Source organism: Pseudomonas sp. BRG-100, assembly GCF_000737955.1.
Taxonomy (GTDB): domain Bacteria; phylum Pseudomonadota; class Gammaproteobacteria; order Pseudomonadales; family Pseudomonadaceae; genus Aquipseudomonas; species Aquipseudomonas synxantha_A.
In genome coordinates this window covers 4,237,549-4,258,573 of the sequence record NZ_JPRX01000001.1, presented here as the reverse complement: position 1 = coordinate 4,258,573, position 21,025 = coordinate 4,237,549, and the positions used below count along the sequence as shown (strand labels likewise).

Here is a 21,025-nt window from a genome sequence, read left to right as displayed (position 1 = left end):
GATCCGCGTCTCAGTCAAAACTGGGAATAATGTTGGCCTTGTCGATCATATCGATCGGCAACAGGAACTCATGGTCTTCTACCTGCACCACGACATCCTGTTCTTCTACACCGCGCAGAAGGCCCTGAAAGTTGCGTCGCCCTTCGAAGGGCGAACGCAGCTTGATCTTCACTTGTTCACCGGCAAATTTTGCAAACTGATCAATAGTGAACAGTGGGCGTTCCATGCCTGGCGAGGAAACTTCAAGGGTGTACTCAACGGAAATCGGATCTTCAACATCCAGCACACCGCTGATCTGACGGCTGACAATGGCACAATCGTCCACCAGCACGCCGCCCTCTTTATCGATATAAACGCGCAACATTGAGTGGCGACCTTGAGCCGAAAACTCAATACCCCAGCATTCATAGCCTAGGGCCACGACCACCGGGGCCAGCAAGGCCTGCAACTCTTCTAGCTTGCTCGACACCTGAACCCCCTCGTGCATGTATGTGCATGCTGTGCAAAATAAAAAAATGGGCGAAACGCCCATCCTTGAAACGCCGTCGAACAGCGGCGTTGAAAGTGTCCAGCTAACAAAAAGCCCCTTAAAAGGGGCTCCGCTAAAACTGGTTGCGGGGGCCGGATTTGAACCGACGACCTTCGGGTTATGAGCCCGACGAGCTACCAGACTGCTCCACCCCGCGACAAAGCTGGGGCGGAAGTATACGACCGATCCCTTACAGGGTCAATGTAACCTTCCACCTACAAGAAAGCCCGCAACAGCGGGCTCTCCTGATAATTGGTACCGAGAAGGGGACTCGAACCCCTACACCCTATGGGCACAACCACCTCAAGGTTGCGTGTCTACCAATTCCACCACCTCGGCAATACAGCGCTTACAACCCTTCTTACTTCTGCTCTTGAGCTGGAGGTACGTCAGTCGCTGGAGTAGCCGACTTTTGCTCTTGAAGCACCGGGACATCATCAGAAGCCGGTTTTGCTTTTGGAACTTCCAACACTGCTGGGTTTGGCAAACCTACCTGAGTCAGCACATGAGCTTTCTCTTTAGCAAAGTAACCTAACCCTAAGCTGGTTATGAAGAAACCTGCGGCAAGTATAGCAGTAAACTTACTAAGAAAGGTAGAGGAACCTTGGCTTCCGAACACAGTATTTGAAGCACCTGCACCGAAAGACGCACCAGCATCCGCACCTTTACCCTGTTGCAACAAAACCAGAGCAACTACGCTCAGGGCAGCCAACAGATGAAAAACGACTACGACTGTTTCCAGCATTTTTTCAGTTTCCCGCGGCGCGACAGATCGCACCGAACTCATCTGCATTCAGGGAAGCTCCACCAATGAGCCCCCCATCGATATCCGGCATGCCGAACAGTTCGACCGCATTGGCCGCCTTCACGCTGCCGCCGTATAGAAGCCGCACACCTTGCGCGACTTCAGAATTCTCTGCCGCCAACTGCGCGCGGATGGCTGCGTGCACATCCTGCGCCTGTTGCGGTGTAGCAGTCAGTCCGGTGCCAATGGCCCAGACCGGCTCGTAAGCAATAACCGCCTTTGCAAACGCACCAACACCCAACTCCTCGATGATGCTGCCCAGCTGACGCGAGACAACCTCAAGAGTCTTGCCCGATTCGCGCTGCTCAAGGGTCTCCCCTATGCACAACACCGGAACCAAGCCACAAGCCTGTGCCGCGGCGAACTTGCGATTGAGCGTCGCATCCCGCTCGCCCATCATCTGACGGCGCTCGGAGTGCCCAACGAGTACATAGGCACAACCCGCATCAACCAACTGACTCGGCGAAATCTCACCGGTCAATGCGCCTTGCATGGGCTCCACCGCAGAATTCTGCGCGCCGACCTGGATCGACTTGCCCTTCAAGCCATCAACCACTTGGTTGATATGCAAGCAAGGTGGGAAAACCGCGACATCAACACCGCTAGGCAAGGCCAAGTGACGAAGGCCATTGATCAGCTCAGCGACACTGGCGCGGGTACCGTGCATCTTCCAGTTACCAGCTACCATAGTGCGACGCATGCTGTACCCCGTCGGTCAAAGTGGGCGCAGATGTTACCCAACCACACCATCACTGGCAAGCCGAATTCAGGCGCAAACTTCAGTTACCAGTTTTGCCAGGTCTTCGGCATGGCCGCGAACCTGAGTTTCGTCCTCGCCTTCGACCATGACACGCACCAGAGGCTCAGTGCCCGACTTTCGCAACAACACACGCCCACGCCCAGCCATTGCCTGGGTAACACGCTCACAAGCCTCTTTGACGGCAGGGTGCTCGATCGGATTTTCACCACCGGCAAAACGCACATTGAGCAGCACCTGCGGACACTTGCGCAGGGCCTGACGCGCCTGCGCCAGGCTCTCGTCACGACGACGCAAGGCCAGAAGCACCTGCAGCGCAGCGATGATGGCGTCGCCCGTAGTCGTATGCTGGAAGCATACGACGTGTCCCGAGTTCTCGCCGCCTACCAGCCAGTTACGCTCCAGAAGCTCGGCGATCACATAACGGTCGCCGACATTGGCGCGGATAAACGGAATACCCAACTCCGCCAATGCCAACTCAAGCCCCAGGTTGCTCATGAGGGTACCCACGACGCCGCCCTGCAGCTTGTTACGCTCATGCAGATCACGGGCAATGATGAACAGCAAATCATCACCATCCACAATCATGCCGGTGTGATCCACCATCAGCACACGATCGCCGTCGCCATCGAACGCGATACCCAGGTCCGCATGTTCGGCCAGAACCGCCGCCTGCAGTTGCTCCATATGCGTGGAGCCGCAGTTGTCGTTGATGTTCAAGCCGTTAGGCTGAGCCGATAGTACAGTGACCTGCGCTCCCAGCTCCTTGAAAACACTTGGCGCTACCTTGTAGGTCGCACCATGGGCACAATCGACAACGATCTTCAGCCCGGCAAAATTGGTACTGCTCGGCACGCTGCTTTTGCAGAATTCGATATAACGGCCGGACGCATCATTGATACGCGACACCTTGCCCAGCTTGCTGGATTCGACCACCGTCATCGGCGCATCCAGCAGCTCTTCGATCATCAACTCGATCTCGTCAGGCAACTTGGTGCCCTGCCCCGAGAAGAACTTGATGCCATTGTCGTCATGCGGGTTGTGCGACGCACTGATCACAATACCGGCTTCAGCGTGAAAGGTACGCGTCAGGTAAGCGATCGCTGGCGTCGGCATGGGCCCCAACAGCATTACGTCGGCGCCGGCAGCAGATAAGCCTGCCTCAAGCGCGGATTCAAACATATAACCCGAAATACGGGTGTCCTTGCCAACCAGGATCCGGCACGCCCCCATGCTGCGGAACGCCATGCCTGCCGCCCAACCCAACTTGAGCATGAAATCAGGGGTAATCGGAAACTCGCCGACCCGACCACGGATGCCGTCGGTGCCAAAGTATTTTTTAGTCATAAGTGCTCCATCATTCTTATTCGGCTGATTCTACAGCGGCAATCATGCGCACCACATCCACCGTCTCGGCGACATCATGCACACGCAAAATACGAGCGCCCTTGGTCACGGCAAGCGCTGCAAGCGCGAGGCCGCCGTACAAGCGCTCACCCACCGGGCGATTCAAGGCCAGCCCTATCATGCTCTTGCGCGACACACCGACCAGCAGCGGCCGACCAAGGGCATGCAGCGCCTCCATATGCTTGAACAGGCTTAAATTATGTTGCAGGGTCTTGGCGAAGCCAAACCCCGGGTCAAGGATGATCTTTTCGCACGCGATGCCCACCTCGACACACTGAGCGATCCTGTCTGCCAGGAAGCCAGTGACCTCGCCGACCAGGTTGTCGTAGTGAGGACTGTCCTGCATGTTACCGGGCTCACCCAGCATGTGCATCAGGCACACCGGCAGGCCGGTCGCTGCAGCTGCATCGAGAGCACCGTCACGCCGCAACGAACGCACATCATTGATGAGCCCCGCCCCCAGACGCGCGGTTTCACGCATTACCGCGGGAGTTGAAGTGTCCACAGAAATGATCACATCCAGCTCGCGGGCGATACGCTCGACAATGGGCGCTACCCGCTCAAGCTCTTCCAACGGGGATACCACACGAGCCCCAGGCCGAGTGGACTCGCCGCCCACATCAATCAAGGTCGCGCCGGCAGCCACCATCGCCTCGGCATGACGCAACGCGGCATCCAGCTGGCTGAAACGGCCACCATCGGAAAAGGAATCGGGAGTTACATTGAGAATACCCATGACATGCGTATGGGCCAAATCAAGAACCCGGTTGCCGCAAGGCAACCGGGTAGAGGACAAAGCAGAAGTCATTTCAAACCTTAGTGGTCAGCTGCCGGGCCGCCGATCGGGGTCTCAGGGCGTTCGTTCTGAACGACGGGTGGGGTACCCGAAGTACCTGAACCACCTTCCCAATCGCGAGGCTCACGCGGTGTACGACCGGCCATGATGTCGTCGATCTGATCGGCATCAATGGTCTCGTACTTCATCAGCGCATCAGCCATGGCATCAAGCTTGTCGCGGTTATCGGTGAGGATCTGCTTGGCCGTGCCATAACACTGGTCAATGATGCTGCGAACTTCGGAGTCGATCAGCTTGGCAGTCTCACCGGAGAAGCTGGCACTTTGACCGCCACCACCACGACCGAGGAACACCTCACCCTCTTCCTCTGCATACATTAAAGGACCGAGTTTTTCCGACAAGCCCCACTTGGTCACCATATTTCGTGCAATCTGGCTGGCACGCATGATGTCATTGGAAGCGCCTGTGGTGACGCCATCGAAGCCCAGGGTCATCTCCTCGGCAATCCGCCCGCCATACAGCGAACAGATCTGGCTGATCAATGCACGCTTGGAGAGGCTGTAGCGATCCTCTTCCGGCAGGAACATGGTCACACCCAGCGCACGGCCACGAGGAATGATCGACACCTTGTAGACCGGGTCATGCTCAGGCACAACGCGACCAACAATGGCGTGACCGGCTTCGTGATAAGCCGTGTTCTGCTTCTCTTTCTCGGACATGACCATGGATTTGCGCTCAGCGCCCATCATGATCTTGTCTTTTGCCAATTCGAACTCTTTCATTTCAACAATGCGCTTGCCGGTACGGGCAGCAAACAACGAAGCCTCGTTGACCAGGTTGGCCAGGTCGGCACCGGAGAAGCCAGGCGTACCACGGGCAATCACAGCCGGAGCCACGTCGTCACCCATTGGCACCTTGCGCATGTGTACTTTCAAAATCTGTTCACGACCGCGGATATCCGGCAGGCCAACCACGACCTGACGGTCGAAACGGCCCGGGCGCAGCAACGCCGGGTCCAGTACGTCCGGACGGTTGGTCGCGGCGATGACGATAATGCCGTCATTCATCTCGAAACCATCCATCTCTACCAGCAACTGGTTGAGGGTCTGCTCACGTTCATCATGACCACCCCCCATGCCAGCGCCACGATGGCGACCAACGGCATCGATCTCATCGATGAAGATGATGCACGGCGCATGCTTCTTGGCCTGTTCGAACATATCGCGAACACGGCTGGCGCCCACACCGACGAACATTTCGACGAAGTCAGAACCGGAAATAGTGAAGAAAGGCACCTTGGCTTCGCCGGCAATCGCCTTGGCCAGCAAGGTTTTACCGGTACCTGGTGGACCTACCATCAACACGCCGCGAGGAATACGACCACCCAGGCGCTGGAACTTGCCCGGATCACGCAGGAACTCGACCAACTCACCCACTTCTTCCTTGGCTTCGTCGCAACCTGCAACGTCAGCCAAGGTAGTCTTGACCTGGTCCTCGGAGAGCAGACGTGCCTTGCTCTTGCCAAAGCTCATCGGCCCGCCCTTGCCTCCCGCACCACCTTGCATCTGGCGCATGAAGAACATGAACACGGCGATAATCACCAGGATCGGGAAGCTTGCCACCAGGAGCTGAGTCCAGATGCTTTGCTGTTCAGGCTGCTTGCCTTCGACAACCACGTGGTTATCCACCAGGTCACCGATCAGACCGTTGTCCTGGATTGCCGGACGAATGGTCTTGAAGCTGTCGCCGTCGTTGCGCTTACCGGTAATCACGTAGCCATCAACCGCTACGCGCTCGACCTTGCCATCCTTAACTTGCTGGATGAAGTCGGAATAGTTGAGGGTCTGCGGCTCGTTAGGGCTGGAGAAGTTGTTCATCACCGTCACCAGGACAGCCGCGATGATCAACCACAGGATCAGATTCTTTGCCATATCGTTCAATTAACTACCCTCTGAAGCAAGCTCCGCTACTGGCGCGCGCTTCGCATGATATTCACCGGCCTAACTTACTACATTACCTACAACTCTGGCAGGCGCCGTCTGTAACCCTTTGTGAAACTCTGACTACACAATATTCGTAAAGCTTCGTGACGAAAGCGATATAAAAAAACCTATCGCCCTCCTCGAATTTCTCAAAAACGCTCTTCGCTCGCTGCGCCTTCAACACCGCGGTAGCCACGGCACAGCAGATACTGCTCCCTGGACCGGTCACGGGAAGAGTCCGGTTTACGGGTCTGCACCTTGTCGAACAACTTGCGAATGTTCTTGTGGTACTCGTCGAAACCTTCGCCCTGGAAGACCTTCACCAGGAAATCGCCACCCGGACGCAACACCCGACCTGCCAAATCCAGCGCCAGCTCACACAGGAACATGGCACGCGGCATATCAACAGCCGGTAATCCACTCATATTGGGGGCCATGTCGGAAATCACAAGGTCTACCTGCGAATTTCCCACAGCCTCCAGGATCTCGGCCAATACCTTGTCTTCGGTAAAGTCGCCGTGAACAAAGGTCACGTCCGGGATGCTGTCCATCTCGAGGATGTCGGAAGCGATCAATCGGCCTTGCCCACCAATCAGACGACTGGTCACCTGGGACCAGCCACCGGGGGCCGCGCCGAGATCGATAACGCTCATGCCCGGACGGATCAGTTTATCCTTGTCCTGGATCTCCAGCAGCTTGTAGCTGGCCCGGGAACGGTAGCCGTCCTTTTGCGCCTTTTTGACGTAAGGATCATTGAAATGTTCTTGTAGCCACTTAAGGCTGGTTTTGGAACGGGCCACGGGCCACCTCGAAAAATAAAACGGGTCGTGATTAACTGGGCGGTCCCGGACTCGCTCGGGTAAACTGGCCGCCGCTTTTTACAAGATCAGACGCAGGGGTCAGATTATGCCGCTCACTCAAGAGCAGAAGAAACAGTACAAATCCATTGGCCACCATCTGAAACCAGTTCTGATTGTGGCAGACAACGGGTTGACTGAAGGTGTTTTAGCCGAATTTGAACGCGCACTGAACGATCACGAACTGATCAAGATCAAGGTCAATATCCTTGATCGCGAAGCGCGTTTGGCCGCCGTTGCAGAACTGTGCAAGGTGGGCAAAGCGGACCTGGTTCAGGTCATCGGCAAGATGGCGCTGCTGTATCGCAAGAACTTCAGCGTCAACAAGCAACTGTCGAACGTTCATCGCTTCAAATGATGAAAAGGGTCACGGGCGTGCTTCGCGCGCCCTGCCACTCCACCCCGGCGCCGGCTGCATGACCAGCACCAAACCGGAAAACCCTAGCACAAGATAGCTGAATAACTGCCAGCGCAACGCTTGCGGCAGCCAAATATACACCACGCAAAACATCGCGCACGCATACAGCGCCATCAACAGCAGTTGCCCGCGAATGTCCCGCCACAAACTCTCAAAGCCCTCAGCCTTGACCAGCACTAACGCCTGGAGCAACACACACGCCGCCGCAAAACCCACCAGCAGCGCGCTCAGCAATTTGTCGATCTCATCGATCAGTAACGGTGCCAGACCAATAAGGCCCAGCACCGGTAATACACCCATATGCAACAGCCACAGGCCGCCCACCCAAAGCATCTGAGAGAGCTGCCAAAGCATGGCGCCCACACGTAGCGGACGCCGTCTTTCAGATGTGGCGGACTTCGACAATCTCGTACTCAATGACGCCGCTCGGCGTTTTCACGGCAACGACGTCACCCTCTTCCTTGGCAATCAAGGCGCGAGCGATCGGCGAGCCGACAGAGATCTTGCCTTGCTTGAAATCAGCCTCATCCTCACCCACGATCTGGTAAGTCACGCTTTCGTCAGTCTCGACGTTGGCGATTTCCACGGTCGTGCCGAAAATCACCTTGCCGGTATGCGGGATGGTCGTGACATCAATAATCACCGCATTCTGCATACGGCCCTCGATATCACGAATCCGCGCCTCGACCATACCCTGCTGCTCGCGAGCAGCGTGGTATTCGGCGTTTTCCTTCAAGTCACCCAGCTCGCGGGCCGTACCGATGTCCTGGCTCAGCTTCGGACGTACAACCTTGGTCAGATGGGCGTGCTCCTCTTCCAGGGCCTTGGCGCCCTGGACGGTCATTGGGTATTTGATCATGCCTTCAATCCTGCGTGTAGATCCTGCAAGCGACGCACGGTCTTTTCCGGACCGAACTTGAGCGCTTCGCAGATAGCTTCGCCAGCAGCAATGGTGGTGGTGCAGTAGATCTTGTGCTGCAAGGCATTACGACGAATGGAGTAGGAATCCGCGATCGACTGACGACCTTCGGTGGTGTTGATGATCAGCGTGACTTCGTCATTCTTGATCATGTCGACCACATGCGGACGGCCTTCCGTCACCTTGTTCACGCGACGTACTTTCAGGCCCGCAGCCTCGATCAGCTTGGCGGTCCCGGCAGTCGCGACAACTTCAAAGCCCAAGTTGATCAGATCAAGGGCCACGCCCGCAACCAGTGGCTTGTCGTCATCACGCACGCTGATAAACGCAGTACCGCCGGTCGGCAACACTTCGCTGGCACCCATCTGGGCCTTGGCGAACGCTTCACCGAAAGTATCGCCCACGCCCATCACTTCACCGGTGGACTTCATCTCTGGGCCCAGGATCGGGTCCACACCAGGGAATTTGGCGAATGGGAACACCGCCTCTTTCACGCTGTAGAAGTTGGGAATGATTTCCTTGGTAAAGCCGATTTCCTTCAAGGTCTTACCGGCCATCACACGGGCAGCGATCATGGCCAGGGACACACCGATGCACTTGGATACAAACGGCACGGTACGCGAGGCACGCGGGTTGACTTCAATGACGTAAATGTCTTCGCCTTGCAGCGCCAACTGAACGTTCATCAGGCCGACCACACCCAGTTCCAGGGCCATTTTCTTGACCTGTTCGCGCATCTCGTCCTGGATGTGCGCCGGCAGCGAGTACGGCGGCAGCGAGCACGCGGAGTCACCGGAGTGAACGCCGGCCTGCTCGATGTGCTGCATGATCGCGCCGATCACTACGTCAGTACCGTCGCATACCGCATCCACGTCCATTTCGATGGCGCAGTTGAGGAAGTGGTCCAGCAGCACCGGGCTGTCGTTGGACACTTTCACCGCATCACGCAGGTAGCGCTTGAGTTCGTCTTCTTCGTAGACGATTTCCATCGCGCGACCGCCCAGTACGTAGGACGGGCGCACCACCAGCGGGTAGCCGATCTTGCTGGCTGCACGGATGGCTTCGTCTTCGCTGCGCACGGTAGCGTTTGGCGGCTGACGCAGGTTCAGGCGCTCAACCATCTGCTGGAAGCGCTCACGGTCTTCGGCACGGTCGATAGCGTCCGGGCTGGTACCGATGATCGGCACGCCGGCAGCTTCCAGGGCACGCGCCAGTTTCAGCGGGGTCTGGCCGCCGTATTGGACGATCACGCCCTTAGGCTTCTCGACGCGGCAGATTTCCAATACGTCTTCCAGCGTTACCGGCTCGAAGTACAGACGGTCGGAAGTGTCGTAGTCGGTGGAAACGGTTTCCGGGTTGCAGTTGACCATGATGGTCTCGTACCCGTCTTCGCGCAGGGCGAGGGCGGCGTGTACGCAGCAATAGTCGAACTCGATACCCTGGCCGATACGGTTCGGACCGCCGCCCAGGATGATGATCTTGTCGCGATCCGACGGCGCGGCTTCGCACTCTTCCTCATAGGTGGAGTACATGTAGGCAGTGTCGGTGGCGAACTCTGCGGCGCAGGTGTCAACGCGTTTGTAGACCGGAAAGATATCCAACTTGTGGCGATGAGTACGCAGGTTCTTCTCGGTCACACCCAGCAGCTTGGCCAGACGCTGGTCGGAGAAGCCTTTGCGCTTGAGGCGGAACATCAGGTCGCGGTCGATAGACGACAGGCCCAGAGTCTTGACCTTCTCTTCTTCCTTGATCAGATCTTCGATCTGCACCAGGAACCACGGATCGATCATGTTCATGCCGAAGATATCTTCGACGCTCAGGCCGGCACGGAAGGCGTCAGCCACGTACCAGATACGCTCGGCACCCGGCACGGTCAGCTCGCGCTTGAGGATGCTCATGCTTTCCGGATTGCTCAGGTCGAGCTTCTCGTCCAGGCCGCAAACACCGACCTCCAGGCCGCGCAGGGCTTTCTGCAGGGATTCCTGGAACGTGCGGCCGATCGCCATGACTTCGCCGACCGACTTCATCTGGGTGGTCAGGCGTGCATCAGCCTTGGCGAACTTCTCGAAGGCAAAGCGTGGCAGCTTGGTCACAACGTAGTCGATAGACGGCTCGAAAGACGCCGGCATAGCACCGCCGGTGATTTCGTTTTGCAGTTCGTCCAAGGTGTAGCCGATAGCCAGCTTGGCAGCGATACGCGCAATCGGGAAGCCGGTAGCTTTCGAGGCCAGCGCCGAAGAACGCGATACACGCGGGTTCATCTCGATCACGACCATGCGGCCGGTGTCCGGGCAGATGCCGAACTGAACGTTGGAACCGCCGGTTTCAACGCCGATCTCGCGCAGTACCGCCAGGGAGGCGTTACGCAGGATCTGGTATTCCTTGTCGGTCAGGGTCTGCGCCGGAGCCACGGTGATCGAGTCACCGGTGTGCACGCCCATCGGATCGAAGTTTTCGATGGAGCAGACGATGATGCAGTTGTCCTTTTTATCGCGGACCACCTCCATCTCGTATTCTTTCCAACCGATCAGCGATTCGTCGATCAGCAGCTCTTTGGTCGGCGACAGGTCCAGGCCACGCGCGCAGATTTCTTCGAACTCTTCACGGTTGTAGGCAATGCCGCCACCGGTGCCACCCATGGTGAAGGACGGACGGATAATGCACGGGAAGCCCAGGGTCTCAAGGACCGCATTGGCTTCTTCCATGCTGTGGGCGATACCGGAACGCGGGCACGCCAGGCCGATGGACTTCATGGCCTTGTCGAAACGCGAACGGTCTTCAGCCTTGTCGATGGTGTCGGCATTGGCGCCGATCATCTCTACGCCGAACTTTTCCAGGACGCCTTCGCGCTCCAGGTCCAGGGCGCAGTTCAATGCAGTCTGGCCGCCCATAGTTGGCAGCAGCGCGTCCGGACGCTCTTTCTCGATGATCTTGGCAACGGTCTGCCATTTGATCGGCTCGATGTACGTCGCGTCGGCCATGGCCGGGTCGGTCATGATGGTGGCCGGGTTGGAGTTCACCAGGATGACGCGGTAGCCCTCCTCACGCAGGGCCTTACAGGCCTGGGCGCCGGAGTAGTCGAATTCGCAGGCCTGGCCGATCACGATCGGGCCAGCGCCGAGAATCAGGATGCTTTTTATGTCTGTACGTTTTGGCATGGGTTTGTCACTCAAATCCGCAGGTCAGTCGGCAAGCCGTCTAGAACAATCCTTGAAGAGCCTGCGGGGGCCACCGTGGTTCGGGGCCGCCCGCAGAGCACTCAGTCAGCGTCGCTTGGCCATCTCATTGATGAAACGGTCGAACAGCGGCGCTACGTCGTTCGGGCCCGGGCTGGCTTCAGGGTGGCCCTGGAAGCTGAACGCGCTCTTGTCGGTGCGCTCGATGCCCTGCAGGGAACCGTCGAACAGCGACTTGTGAATGGCGCGCACATTACTCGGCAAGCTGGCTTCATCCACCGCAAAACCGTGGTTCTGGCTGGTGATCATCACAACGCCGGTGTCCAGGTCTTGTACCGGGTGGTTGGCACCGTGGTGGCCGTGGCCCATTTTCAGGGTCTTGGCGCCGGAGGCCAAAGCCAGCAGCTGGTGACCAAGGCAGATACCGAACACCGGAATGTCGGTTTCCAGCACGTCCTTGATGGCCTGGATAGCGTAGTCGCATGGCTCGGGGTCACCCGGGCCGTTGGACAGGAACACGCCGTCCGGCTGCATCGCGAGCACATCGCTGGCAGGTGTTTGCGCGGGCACCACGGTCACGCGGCAGCCACGCTCGACCAACATGCGCAGGATGTTGTACTTGACGCCGTAGTCATAGGCGACCACGTGGTAAGGCAGATCGGCAGCCTCGATAGTCGCGTGGCTGTCGGTCTTCAGATCCCACACAGTGGAACGCCACTCGTACTTCTCTTTGACGCTGACGACTTTCGCCAGGTCCATGCCTTTCAGGCCAGGGAAGCCTTGTGCTGCGGCAATCGCCGCCTCGTCGGAAATATTGTCACCGACCATGATGCAGCCATTCTGCGAGCCTTTTTCACGCAGGATGCGCGTGAGGCGGCGCGTATCGATACCGGCGATCGCCACAACATTGTTGGCTTTCAGGTAATCGGACAGCGACATCGTGTTACGCCAGTTGCTCGCAACCAGTGGCAGGTCACGAATCACCAGACCGGCCGACCAGACACGATCAGACTCGACATCTTCCGGTGTAGTACCGGTGTTGCCGATGTGCGGATAGGTCAGGGTAACGATCTGTTGGGCGTAGGAAGGATCGGTAAGGATTTCCTGATAGCCGGTCATGGCGGTGTTGAACACCACCTCTCCAACGGTTTGACCGTCGGCTCCAATGGCTTCGCCGCGAAAAATGCTGCCATCAGCAAGGGCGAGTATGGCTGGCTTAGTCAAGAAGACCTCCCGTAAATAAAGCCTGAAAGGGCGATCGCAGGTTGTAAAAAAGCGGAGTGACGTATGGACACGTCACCCCGCTTCTTCATCGAATTATTCTGCGCGCTTTTAGTGGACACACTAAAGCTGTAGCTTACAGAAAAAGGCTTTTTGGGTCCACCGCTAATGAGCCTTAAAGGCAGGAGAATGCGACAGGACGTCGCTTAGCGGGTAAAAACGGGGCCTCAGGATAATCCCGAGGCCCCATTTAAGCTACTGATTAGTGCAGATCCAGCACGTCGCGCATGTCATACAGGCCCGGCTCGCGGCCTTCCAACCAGAGCGCAGCTCGCACTGCACCCTTGGCGAACGTCATGCGGCTTGAAGCCTTGTGCGTGATCTCCAGGCGCTCGCCTTCGGTGGCGAACAGCACCGTGTGATCGCCAACCACATCACCACCGCGCACGGTTGCAAAGCCGATGGTGTCGCGCGCGCGCTCACCGGTATGGCCTTCACGCCCGTATACCGCCACTTTCGATAGATCGCGGCCCAGCGCATCAGCGATAGCTTCACCCATGCGCAACGCAGTGCCCGACGGCGCATCGATCTTGTGACGGTGATGAGTCTCGATAATCTCGATGTCGGCTTCGTCACCCAGCACACGCGCTGCCAGGTCCAACAATTTCAGCGACAGGTTCACGCCAACGCTGAAGTTGGCAGCAAAGACGATCGGAATATCCTTGCCAGCCTCCACCAGCAACTGCTTCTGCTCAGCACTCAAACCAGTCGTACCGATCACCATGGCCTTGCCTGCCTTGCGGCAGAAGGCCAGGTTTTTCAGCATCACGTCAGGCAAGGTGAAATCGATGAGCACGTCGAACTCGTCAGCCACCTGCTCAAGGCTGCCCGTCAGCGAGACACCGATGCGGCCCAACGATGCCAACTCACCGGCATCCGCACCGATCAACGTGCTGCCCGGGCGAACAATCGCCGCCGTCAGCCCGGAGGCCGGCGAGCGTTGCTGCACCGCCTCGACCAGCGTCTTGCCCATGCGCCCGGCAGCGCCCATTACGGCTATACGTCGCATATTCACGTCCTTACAGGTCGCCGAAGAAGCGTTTCACGCCATCGAAGAAGCCAGTGGTTTTCGGCGAATGGGAGTCATCGCCTTCCAGCGAGCTGCGGAACTCTTCGAGCAGTTCGCGCTGACGACGGCCCAGGTTGACCGGGGTTTCCACCGCCACACGACACATCAGGTCGCCCGCACCGCCACCGCGCACTGGCGCAACGCCTTTGCCACGGATGCGGAACTGCTTGCCAGTCTGTGTCCCCTCGGGAATCTTGAGTTTGACTCGACCATCAAGGGTCGGAATCTCCAACTCACCGCCCAGGGCCGCATCGACAAAGCTGATCGGCACTTCGCAGAACAGGTGTTTGCCATCACGCTGGAAGATCGAGTGCTCACGCACATTGATCACCACGTACAGGTCGCCAGTCGGACCGCCCTGGGTCCCCGCCTCGCCTTCGCCCGACAGGCGAATACGATCACCGGTATCCACACCCGCCGGCACTTTCACCGAGAGGGTCTTGTACTCTTCAACACGACCTTCGCCGTGGCAGGAATCGCACGGGTCGGAAATGATCTTGCCCTGACCATGGCAACGCGGGCAGGTTTGCTGCACCGAGAAGAAGCCCTGCTGCATGCGCACCTGACCAATGCCACCACAGGTCGGGCACGTGATCGGCGAGGAGCCTTTCTTGGCACCCGAACCGTCGCACGGTTTGCAGTTAACCAGCGTCGGCACACGAATATTGACGCTGGTGCCGCGCACGGCTTCTTCCAGATTCAACTCCAGCGTGTAGCGCAAGTCACTGCCACGCTGCGCTCCGCCACGTTGACCGCCACGGCCACCGCCGAAGAAATCGCTGAACACGTCGCCGAAAATATCGGAGAAGTTCTGACCGCCGAAACCGGCACCGCCGCCACCCATGCTCGGGTCGACGCCGGCATGACCGTACTGGTCGTAGGCCGCACGCTTATTGGGATCACACAGGCATTCGTAGGCCTCATTGGCCTCTTTGAACATCTCTTCGGATTCTTTGTTATCCGGATTACGGTCGGGGTGGTGCTTCATCGCCAGGCGACGGTAGGCCTTCTTCAGGTCCGCCTCGCTGGCCCCGCGCTCCACACCCAATACTTCGTAATAGTCACGCTTTGCCATAAGTCTTTGCACTCTTAAGGACGTTCGGCCTGGCCCTCCTGAACCCTGCCAAACTCGTTGAGCCCCAATACAGGCCCGGACCCAACTCACGTCAATTCAACGATCCTGGTCATTACTGCTTTCAGCCAGGCCCCCGGCCAAAAACGCGGTGAATGCCATTCGGAAAGCAGGAGCATTCCCGATCACACCGCCAGCATCCGAGCGTTGTCGCATGCTGTAAAAATTCGCATACCCCAGACACGCCAACGCGGGAGCAAGCTCCCGCGCGGCGACATCCTACCAGTCACCGCTTGTGAGCGGTCAACCGGGCGACCAAGTTACTTCTTCTGGTCTTCTTTGACTTCTTCGAACTCGGCATCGACAACATCGTCGTGCTTGGCTTCTGGCTCTGCCTGCTGCGCAGCACCGTCAGCCGGCTGGCCTTGTTCGGCGTACATTTTCTGAGCGACCGGTGCGGAGACTTTCGACAGCTCCTCGATCTTGGCTTCGATGGCAGCCTTGTCGTCACCTTTGATGGCGGCTTCCAGTGCAACCAAGGCCGCTTCGATTGCGGTTTTCTCTTCTTCGGTCACTTTGTCGCCAGCATCAGCGATCATCTTGCGAGTCGAGTGAACCAGCGCATCACCCTGGTTACGGGCGCCAGCCAGTTCAGCAAACTTGGCATCCGCATCAGCGTTAGCTTCAGCATCACGAATCATCTGTTGAATTTCTTCATCAGACAGACCGGAGTTGGCCTTGATGGTGATCTTCTGCTCTTTGCCGGTTGCCTTGTCTTTCGCGCCGACGTGCAGGATGCCGTTGGCGTCGATGTCGAAGGTCACTTCGATTTGTGGCACGCCACGTGGTGCTGGTGGAATCTCAGCCAGGTCGAACTTGCCCAGGGACTTGTTCTGCGCGGCTTGCTTGCGCTCACCTTGCAGCACGTGAATGGTCACGGCGCCCTGGTTGTCATCGGCAGTCGAGAACACCTGGGATTTCTTGGTAGGAATCGTGGTGTTTTTCTCGATCAGCGCAGTCATCACGCCACCCATGGTTTCGATACCCAGGGTCAGCGGGCTCACGTCCAGCAGCAATACGTCTTTTACGTCACCGGCCAATACCGCACCCTGGATGGCAGCACCCATGGCAACAGCTTCGTCCGGGTTCACGTCTTTACGTGCTTCTTTGCCGAAGAACTCGGTTACCAGCTTCTGAACCAGCGGCATACGGGTCTGACCGCCGACCAGGATCACGTCGTTGATCGAGCCAACGTCGATACCGGAGTCTTTCAGTGCGATACGGCAAGGCTCGATGGTGCGCTGAACCAGGTCTTCAACCAGAGCTTCGAGCTTGGAGCGCGAGATTTTCACGTTCAAGTGCTTAGGACCGGTAGCGTCTGCAGTGATGTACGGCAGGTTGACGTCGGTCGACTGAGCGGAAGACAGCTCGATCTTGGCTTTTTCAGCGGCTTCTTTCAGGCGCTGCATGGCCAGCGGGTCACCCTTGAGGTTCATGCCGCTTTCTTTCTTGAATTCGTCTACCAGGTAGTCGATCAGACGGATGTCAAAGTCTTCACCACCCAGGAAGGTGTCGCCGTTGGTGGCCAACACTTCGAACTGGTGCTCGCCGTCAACTTCTGCGATCTCGATCACGGACACGTCAAAAGTACCGCCACCCAGGTCGTAGACGATCACAGTGTGGTCGCCCTTGGCCTTGTCCATGCCGTAAGCCAGAGCGGCTGCGGTTGGCTCGTTGATGATACGTTTTACGTCCAGACCCGCGATGCGGCCGGCGTCTTTGGTTGCCTGGCGCTGGCTGTCGTTGAAGTAGGCCGGAACGGTGATCACCGCTTCAGTCACTGCTTCACCGAGGTAGTCTTCGGCGGTTTTCTTCATCTTTTTCAAGATTTCAGCCGAAATTTGCGGCGGCGACATTTTCTGGCCGTTTACTTCAACCCAGGCGTCACCGTTGTCGGCCTTGGCGATTTTGTAAGGGACCATCTTGATGTCTTTCTGTACGACTTCTTCGTCGAACTTACGACCGATCAAACGCTTTACCGCATACAGGGTGTTATGCGGGTTGGTCACAGCCTGACGCTTGGCCGACTGACCGACGAGGATTTCACCGTCGTTGGCGTAAGCGATGATCGACGGAGTGGTACGTGCGCCTTCGGCGTTTTCGATAACTTTTGCAACGCCGTTTTCCAGCACGGAGACGCAGGAGTTGGTGGTCCCCAGGTCAATACCGATAATTTTGCCCATGATTTACTCTCCCGAACTTTGAATTTGGTTGCCGCAGCAGTTGTGGCTAACTGCGGTAGCACTTAAACGCTTGACTTATAGATGGGGGCCTTGCGGCGGATTTCAAGCCTGCTCATCAATAGAAGGTGCAGCGGGTGCAGGAGCCTTGCTCACCACCACCATTGCCGGGCGCATCAAGCGACCATTGAGCTGGTAACCCTTCTGGAACACCTTCATCACGCTGTTAGGCTCCAGATCGTGGCTTTCCTGCATGGCCATGGCCTGGTGATGCTCAGCATTGAACGGCTCGCCGCCTTGCGGATCGATCGCTTCCAGCTGATAACGCTTCAGGGTGTCCTGGAACATTTTCAGCGTCAGCTCGATACCTTCACGCATTGGGCGGATGTTTTCGTCGGCCGGGTCAGACAACTCAAGACCACGTTCAAGGCTGTCGATGATCGGCAGCAGATCGCCAGCGAATTTTTCCAGCGCGAATTTGTGAGCCTTTTCTACGTCCTGCTCGGCACGGCGGCGGACGTTCTGCAGATCGGCGGCAACACGCAACGATTGATCCTGCGCAGCGGACAATTGCTCTTCGAGCACTTGCACGCGGGTGGCCAGCTCATCACCGGCAGCCGCATTGGCGTCTGGAGTTTGCGTATCCTGCGTCTGTTCGTCAGCCATAGATTTCTCCTTTCAAAATCATGCGCGATCTCGACTCGCGCTTCTGTTCCGGTATATGGGGCCACAATTTCCAGGTTCAAGGGCGCGGGCGTTACCAAAAGTCTTTCGCATGACTCAGATCATTTCCTGCTCCTACATTCCTCATCGCGCTAAAAAAAGCTGTTGATCAAGCAAATCGAGCTAAGCGCCAGGATTGTCAGCCACAAACAAAACACTGTATAAATAACCAGACCTCAAGCCTGGGAGCGGCCGTCATGCTCGTGCACCTGTCTGTACATAACTACGCAATCGTTGAACATCTGGATCTCGAACTGGATCGCGGGATGAGCGTAATCACAGGCGAAACTGGCGCCGGCAAGTCGATCATGCTCGACGCCCTCGGCCTGACCCTCGGCGACCGCGCCGACAGCGGCGTGGTACGCCCAGGCTCCGACAAAGCCGATATCCTGGCCACCTTTGACCTGGCCGACATTCCCGAGGCCGAGGCATGGCTGGTCGAGCGCGACCTGAACAATGAAGGCCCGTGTATTTTGCGCCGGGTGATCACTGCCGAAGGTCGCTCCCGCGGCTATATTAACGGCACGCCCTGCCCACTTGGCGACCTGAAAGCCCTGGGTGAGCTGCTGATCGATATCCACAGCCAGCATGAACACCAGTCCCTGCTCAAAACCGATACTCACCGCCGACTGCTCGACGAGTACGCCGGCGCCACCGACCTTGCCCGCCAGGTTCAACTGGCCGCCCAACGCTGGCGCCAGACACGCCAGGAGCTGGAACGCCTCTCCAACTCCGGCGATGAACAACGCGCCCGCCACCAACTGCTCAGCTATCAACTCGAAGAGCTTGAAAGCCTGGGCCTGGGCGAGACCGAACTGGAGCAGCTTGAGCAGGAACACAAGAACCTGACCAATGCAGAGACCTTGCTGGGTATCTGCCGCCAGGTCGTCGAGCAATGCAGCGAGAGCGACTCGGGCAATGTGCTCAACGCACTGACAGCCAGCCTCAATCGCCTGTCCAGCGTGAACAATGCTTCCGGCTCGTTGAATGAGGCCACTACCCTGCTCACCAGCGCACAGATCCAGGTTGAAGAAGCCGTCGGTGAACTCAACCGCTTCCTGGACCACTTCGATGCCGATCCGGCACGCCTGCAGGAAATAGAAGAGCGCCTGGACACCATCTATACCCTGGCGCGCAAGCATCGAATCCAGCCCACTGAACTGGCTGCCATGCAACAGAAGCTGCTGGATGAAATCGACACACTGAACGCCAACGACGAGTCCATCGAGCGACTGGGCGAGGAGCTCGCTTCGTTTGCCCGCCATTATCAGGAAAAGGCCCAGGAGCTGAGCGACCTGCGCCAACAGGCCGCCACCAGCCTGGCCAGCGCCGTCGAGCAGGAAATCCAGCGCCTGGGTATGCCGGGCGGGCGCTTCACCATCGAACTGCGCGCCAACGCCAGCCACGAACTGCAGCCCCATGGGCTGGAGCAGGTAGAACTGCTGGTCAGCGCCAACCCGGGTCAGCCACTCAAGGCCCTGGCCAAAGTGGCCTCAGGCGGCGAGTTGTCGCGGATCAGCCTGGCGATCCAGGTGATCACCGCCCAGACCTCACGGGTACCGACACTGGTATTCGATGAAGTAGACGTTGGCATCGGCGGGCCAACTGCAGAAATTGTTGGCCAATTGTTGCGTCGCCTGGGGGATCGCGGCCAGGTACTTACGGTGACTCACTTGCCGCAAGTGGCGGCTCAAGGGCATCAACATCTATTTGTGCACAAGGTGCGCGGCAGCGATGCGACACACACGGCCGTCTCCAAGCTGAACAAGTCGGAACGGGTAGAAGAAGTTGCGCGGATGCTCGGCGGTATCGACCTGACCAAGGAGTCGTTGGCTCACGCGAAAAAAATGGTCGTGGCCGCGAAGGCTTGAACGGGTACTTTTCCTCTTTATAGAAAGCACGAAGGCGACCCTAGGGTCGCCTTCAATCGTTTCGCAGAGCAAAACTGCGTCGATTTTTACTTTTTCTTACGGATGTACAGCACCAGATTATGGTCGACCAAATCGAAACCGTGCTCCTCAGCAATCTTATGCTGCAGCGCTTCGATTTCAGGGCTGGTGAACTCGATAACCTCATTGGTATCCAGATCAACCATGTGGTCATGGTGACCACCGTCAGCCAGTTCGAATACTGCATGACCGCCGTCGAAATTATGGCGAACCACCAGCCCTGCGGCTTCAAACTGGGTCAGTACACGGTAAACCGTGGCCAGGCCGACGTCCTCGTTAGACTCCATCAGCGCCTTGTAAACATCCTCGGCACTCATGTGGCGTTGCTCAGCAGAATCGAGCATTTGTAGAATCTTGACTCGTGGCAGAGTCACTTTGAGACCGGCTTTGCGTAGTTCGCTATTTTCAACCATGGTTAGCTTTCTCGCGGATGCTGCTTCGCAGCTTCTCTTAATACGGGTATGATCGGCGTTTACGTTGTCCCAGCCAAGATAGTGGAAGTCGCCCACCGATGCAAAACACCAAGCTCTTGCTAACCAGTTTCACCTTTGTGGGACTGCTCGCACTCGCCGGTTGTTCATTCCCCGGGGTTTACAAAATCGACATCCAGCAGGGCAATGTCGTCACGCAGGACATGATAGACCAGTTACGCCCGGGAATGACCCGACGGCAAGTACGGTTTATCATGGGTAACCCCCTGCTGACCGACACATTCCATGCCGATCGCTGGGATTATCTCTACAGCCTGCAGCCCGGTGGCGGTGAACGCCAACAGGAGCGCGTCAGTGTCATCTTCAATGGCAATGACCAGCTCGTGAGCCTGTCCGGTGACTTCATGCCCGGCGTAAGCCGCGATGAAGCCTTGCTGGGCAAGGACAGCGGCACCAACGTGACCGCGCCTGCGCAGGAAGCCGAAAAGCCGAAATCCGAGGTGCCGGCCAAGCCAGGCTCCTTGCTGGACCAGATCCAGAAAGACGTCGACGGTGTCGAAACTGTACCCGTCCCGACGCCACAGCCTCTGGACACCAGCCCGCAATAATTTTGC

General features: G+C 57.7%; 19 protein-coding genes and 2 tRNA genes. 3 read left to right on the top strand and 18 right to left on the bottom strand.

Annotated features, from left to right (window positions below; translation table 11 throughout):
• Positions 1 to 10: 10 nt before the first annotated feature.
• From rimP to rlmE, 9 genes are all read right to left on the bottom strand, one after another.
• Positions 11 to 469 (bottom strand): ribosome maturation factor RimP, encoded by a 459-nt coding sequence (gene rimP, locus JH25_RS08450; RefSeq protein WP_003235029.1) that lies wholly within the window; start codon positions 467 to 469, stop codon positions 11 to 13.
• A 140-nt stretch (positions 470 to 609) separates the two neighbouring features.
• Positions 610 to 686: transfer RNA gene (locus tag JH25_RS08455), tRNA-Met, on the bottom strand.
• Between the two features lie 96 nt (positions 687 to 782).
• Positions 783 to 868 (bottom strand) — tRNA-Leu (locus tag JH25_RS08460).
• 22 nt (positions 869 to 890) lie between these two features.
• The gene (gene secG, locus JH25_RS28230) at positions 891 to 1,274 is read right to left on the bottom strand and encodes a preprotein translocase subunit SecG (RefSeq protein WP_003194191.1); all 384 of its coding nucleotides are present in this window, start codon (positions 1,272 to 1,274) and stop codon (positions 891 to 893) included.
• A gap of 4 nt (positions 1,275 to 1,278) precedes the next feature.
• Complete coding sequence (tpiA, locus tag JH25_RS08465) at positions 1,279 to 2,034, bottom strand: triose-phosphate isomerase (protein WP_005791483.1); 756 nt, start codon at positions 2,032 to 2,034, stop codon at positions 1,279 to 1,281.
• Between the two features lie 66 nt (positions 2,035 to 2,100).
• Positions 2,101 to 3,438 (bottom strand): phosphoglucosamine mutase, encoded by a 1,338-nt coding sequence (gene glmM, locus JH25_RS08470; protein ID WP_005791485.1) that lies wholly within the window; start codon positions 3,436 to 3,438, stop codon positions 2,101 to 2,103.
• Between the two features lie 16 nt (positions 3,439 to 3,454).
• Entirely contained in the window at positions 3,455 to 4,306 is an 852-nt protein-coding gene (gene folP, locus JH25_RS08475; protein WP_032879443.1) for a dihydropteroate synthase, read from the bottom strand.
• Between the two features lie 8 nt (positions 4,307 to 4,314).
• Positions 4,315 to 6,225: an ATP-dependent zinc metalloprotease FtsH gene (gene ftsH / locus JH25_RS08480; RefSeq protein WP_032803717.1), complete on the bottom strand. Its 1,911-nt coding sequence runs from the start codon at positions 6,223 to 6,225 to the stop codon at positions 4,315 to 4,317.
• A 200-nt stretch (positions 6,226 to 6,425) separates the two neighbouring features.
• Positions 6,426 to 7,076, bottom strand: coding sequence for a 23S rRNA (uridine(2552)-2'-O)-methyltransferase RlmE (gene rlmE, locus JH25_RS08485; RefSeq protein ID WP_003194199.1), 651 nt, complete (start codon positions 7,074 to 7,076; stop codon positions 6,426 to 6,428).
• Positions 7,077 to 7,182: 106 nt separating this feature from the next.
• On the opposite strand from rlmE, the gene JH25_RS08490 reads away from it, so the two are divergent.
• Positions 7,183 to 7,491 (top strand): YhbY family RNA-binding protein, encoded by a 309-nt coding sequence (locus JH25_RS08490; RefSeq protein ID WP_003176146.1) that lies wholly within the window; start codon positions 7,183 to 7,185, stop codon positions 7,489 to 7,491.
• Positions 7,492 to 7,500: 9 nt separating this feature from the next.
• Here JH25_RS08490 and JH25_RS08495 read toward each other — a convergent pair whose 3' ends face one another.
• From JH25_RS08495 to grpE, 8 genes are all read right to left on the bottom strand, one after another.
• Positions 7,501 to 7,905, bottom strand: a complete 405-nt coding sequence (locus JH25_RS08495) for a hypothetical protein (protein WP_032879441.1) — start codon at positions 7,903 to 7,905, stop codon at positions 7,501 to 7,503.
• 28 nt (positions 7,906 to 7,933) lie between these two features.
• Positions 7,934 to 8,410 (bottom strand): transcription elongation factor GreA, encoded by a 477-nt coding sequence (gene greA / locus JH25_RS08500; protein WP_005791494.1) that lies wholly within the window; start codon positions 8,408 to 8,410, stop codon positions 7,934 to 7,936.
• Complete coding sequence (gene carB, locus JH25_RS08505) at positions 8,407 to 11,628, bottom strand: carbamoyl-phosphate synthase large subunit (RefSeq protein WP_032879440.1); 3,222 nt, start codon at positions 11,626 to 11,628, stop codon at positions 8,407 to 8,409. The genes greA and carB overlap by 4 nt, the downstream gene beginning before the upstream one ends.
• 105 nt (positions 11,629 to 11,733) lie before the next feature.
• Entirely contained in the window at positions 11,734 to 12,870 is a 1,137-nt protein-coding gene (gene carA / locus JH25_RS08510) for a glutamine-hydrolyzing carbamoyl-phosphate synthase small subunit (RefSeq protein ID WP_005791498.1), read from the bottom strand.
• Positions 12,871 to 13,129: 259 nt separating this feature from the next.
• The gene (gene dapB / locus JH25_RS08515; protein ID WP_005791500.1) at positions 13,130 to 13,936 is read right to left on the bottom strand and encodes a 4-hydroxy-tetrahydrodipicolinate reductase; all 807 of its coding nucleotides are present in this window, start codon (positions 13,934 to 13,936) and stop codon (positions 13,130 to 13,132) included.
• 10 nt (positions 13,937 to 13,946) lie between these two features.
• Entirely contained in the window at positions 13,947 to 15,071 is a 1,125-nt protein-coding gene (gene dnaJ / locus JH25_RS08520; RefSeq protein ID WP_005791501.1) for a molecular chaperone DnaJ, read from the bottom strand.
• Positions 15,072 to 15,388: 317 nt separating this feature from the next.
• Positions 15,389 to 17,311, bottom strand: coding sequence for a molecular chaperone DnaK (gene dnaK, locus JH25_RS08525; RefSeq protein WP_005791503.1), 1,923 nt, complete (start codon positions 17,309 to 17,311; stop codon positions 15,389 to 15,391).
• 102 nt (positions 17,312 to 17,413) lie between these two features.
• Positions 17,414 to 17,974, bottom strand: a complete 561-nt coding sequence (gene grpE, locus JH25_RS08530; RefSeq protein ID WP_005791505.1) for a nucleotide exchange factor GrpE — start codon at positions 17,972 to 17,974, stop codon at positions 17,414 to 17,416.
• Positions 17,975 to 18,228: 254 nt separating this feature from the next.
• On the opposite strand from grpE, the gene recN reads away from it, so the two are divergent.
• The gene (gene recN / locus JH25_RS08535) at positions 18,229 to 19,902 is read left to right on the top strand and encodes a DNA repair protein RecN (RefSeq protein WP_032879439.1); all 1,674 of its coding nucleotides are present in this window, start codon (positions 18,229 to 18,231) and stop codon (positions 19,900 to 19,902) included.
• Positions 19,903 to 19,988: 86 nt separating this feature from the next.
• Here the strand turns inward: recN and fur are convergent, their stop codons facing one another.
• Entirely contained in the window at positions 19,989 to 20,393 is a 405-nt protein-coding gene (gene fur / locus JH25_RS08540; protein ID WP_003194220.1) for a ferric iron uptake transcriptional regulator, read from the bottom strand.
• A 98-nt stretch (positions 20,394 to 20,491) separates the two neighbouring features.
• Between fur and JH25_RS08545 the strand changes: the two genes are divergently transcribed.
• Complete coding sequence (locus JH25_RS08545) at positions 20,492 to 21,019, top strand: outer membrane protein assembly factor BamE (RefSeq protein ID WP_005791510.1); 528 nt, start codon at positions 20,492 to 20,494, stop codon at positions 21,017 to 21,019.
• Positions 21,020 to 21,025 lie beyond the last annotated feature (6 nt).

Coding starts and splice junctions, on each gene's coding strand:
- greA (WP_005791494.1), bottom strand. CDS start 8,410: ATGATCAAATACCCAATGACCGTCCAGGGCGCCAAGGCCCTGGAAGAG.
- JH25_RS08495 (WP_032879441.1), bottom strand. CDS start 7,905: ATGCTTTGGCAGCTCTCTCAGATGCTTTGGGTGGGCGGCCTGTGGCTG.
- secG (WP_003194191.1), bottom strand. CDS start 1,274: ATGCTGGAAACAGTCGTAGTCGTTTTTCATCTGTTGGCTGCCCTGAGC.
- JH25_RS08490 (WP_003176146.1), top strand. CDS start 7,183: ATGCCGCTCACTCAAGAGCAGAAGAAACAGTACAAATCCATTGGCCAC.
- fur (WP_003194220.1), bottom strand. CDS start 20,393: ATGGTTGAAAATAGCGAACTACGCAAAGCCGGTCTCAAAGTGACTCTG.
- recN (WP_032879439.1), top strand. CDS start 18,229: ATGCTCGTGCACCTGTCTGTACATAACTACGCAATCGTTGAACATCTG.
- carB (WP_032879440.1), bottom strand. CDS start 11,628: ATGCCAAAACGTACAGACATAAAAAGCATCCTGATTCTCGGCGCTGGC.
- folP (WP_032879443.1), bottom strand. CDS start 4,306: ATGACTTCTGCTTTGTCCTCTACCCGGTTGCCTTGCGGCAACCGGGTT.
- glmM (WP_005791485.1), bottom strand. CDS start 3,438: ATGACTAAAAAATACTTTGGCACCGACGGCATCCGTGGTCGGGTCGGC.
- dapB (WP_005791500.1), bottom strand. CDS start 13,936: ATGCGACGTATAGCCGTAATGGGCGCTGCCGGGCGCATGGGCAAGACG.
- JH25_RS08545 (WP_005791510.1), top strand. CDS start 20,492: ATGCAAAACACCAAGCTCTTGCTAACCAGTTTCACCTTTGTGGGACTG.
- grpE (WP_005791505.1), bottom strand. CDS start 17,974: ATGGCTGACGAACAGACGCAGGATACGCAAACTCCAGACGCCAATGCG.
- dnaK (WP_005791503.1), bottom strand. CDS start 17,311: ATGGGCAAAATTATCGGTATTGACCTGGGGACCACCAACTCCTGCGTC.
- ftsH (WP_032803717.1), bottom strand. CDS start 6,225: ATGGCAAAGAATCTGATCCTGTGGTTGATCATCGCGGCTGTCCTGGTG.
- tpiA (WP_005791483.1), bottom strand. CDS start 2,034: ATGCGTCGCACTATGGTAGCTGGTAACTGGAAGATGCACGGTACCCGC.
- dnaJ (WP_005791501.1), bottom strand. CDS start 15,071: ATGGCAAAGCGTGACTATTACGAAGTATTGGGTGTGGAGCGCGGGGCC.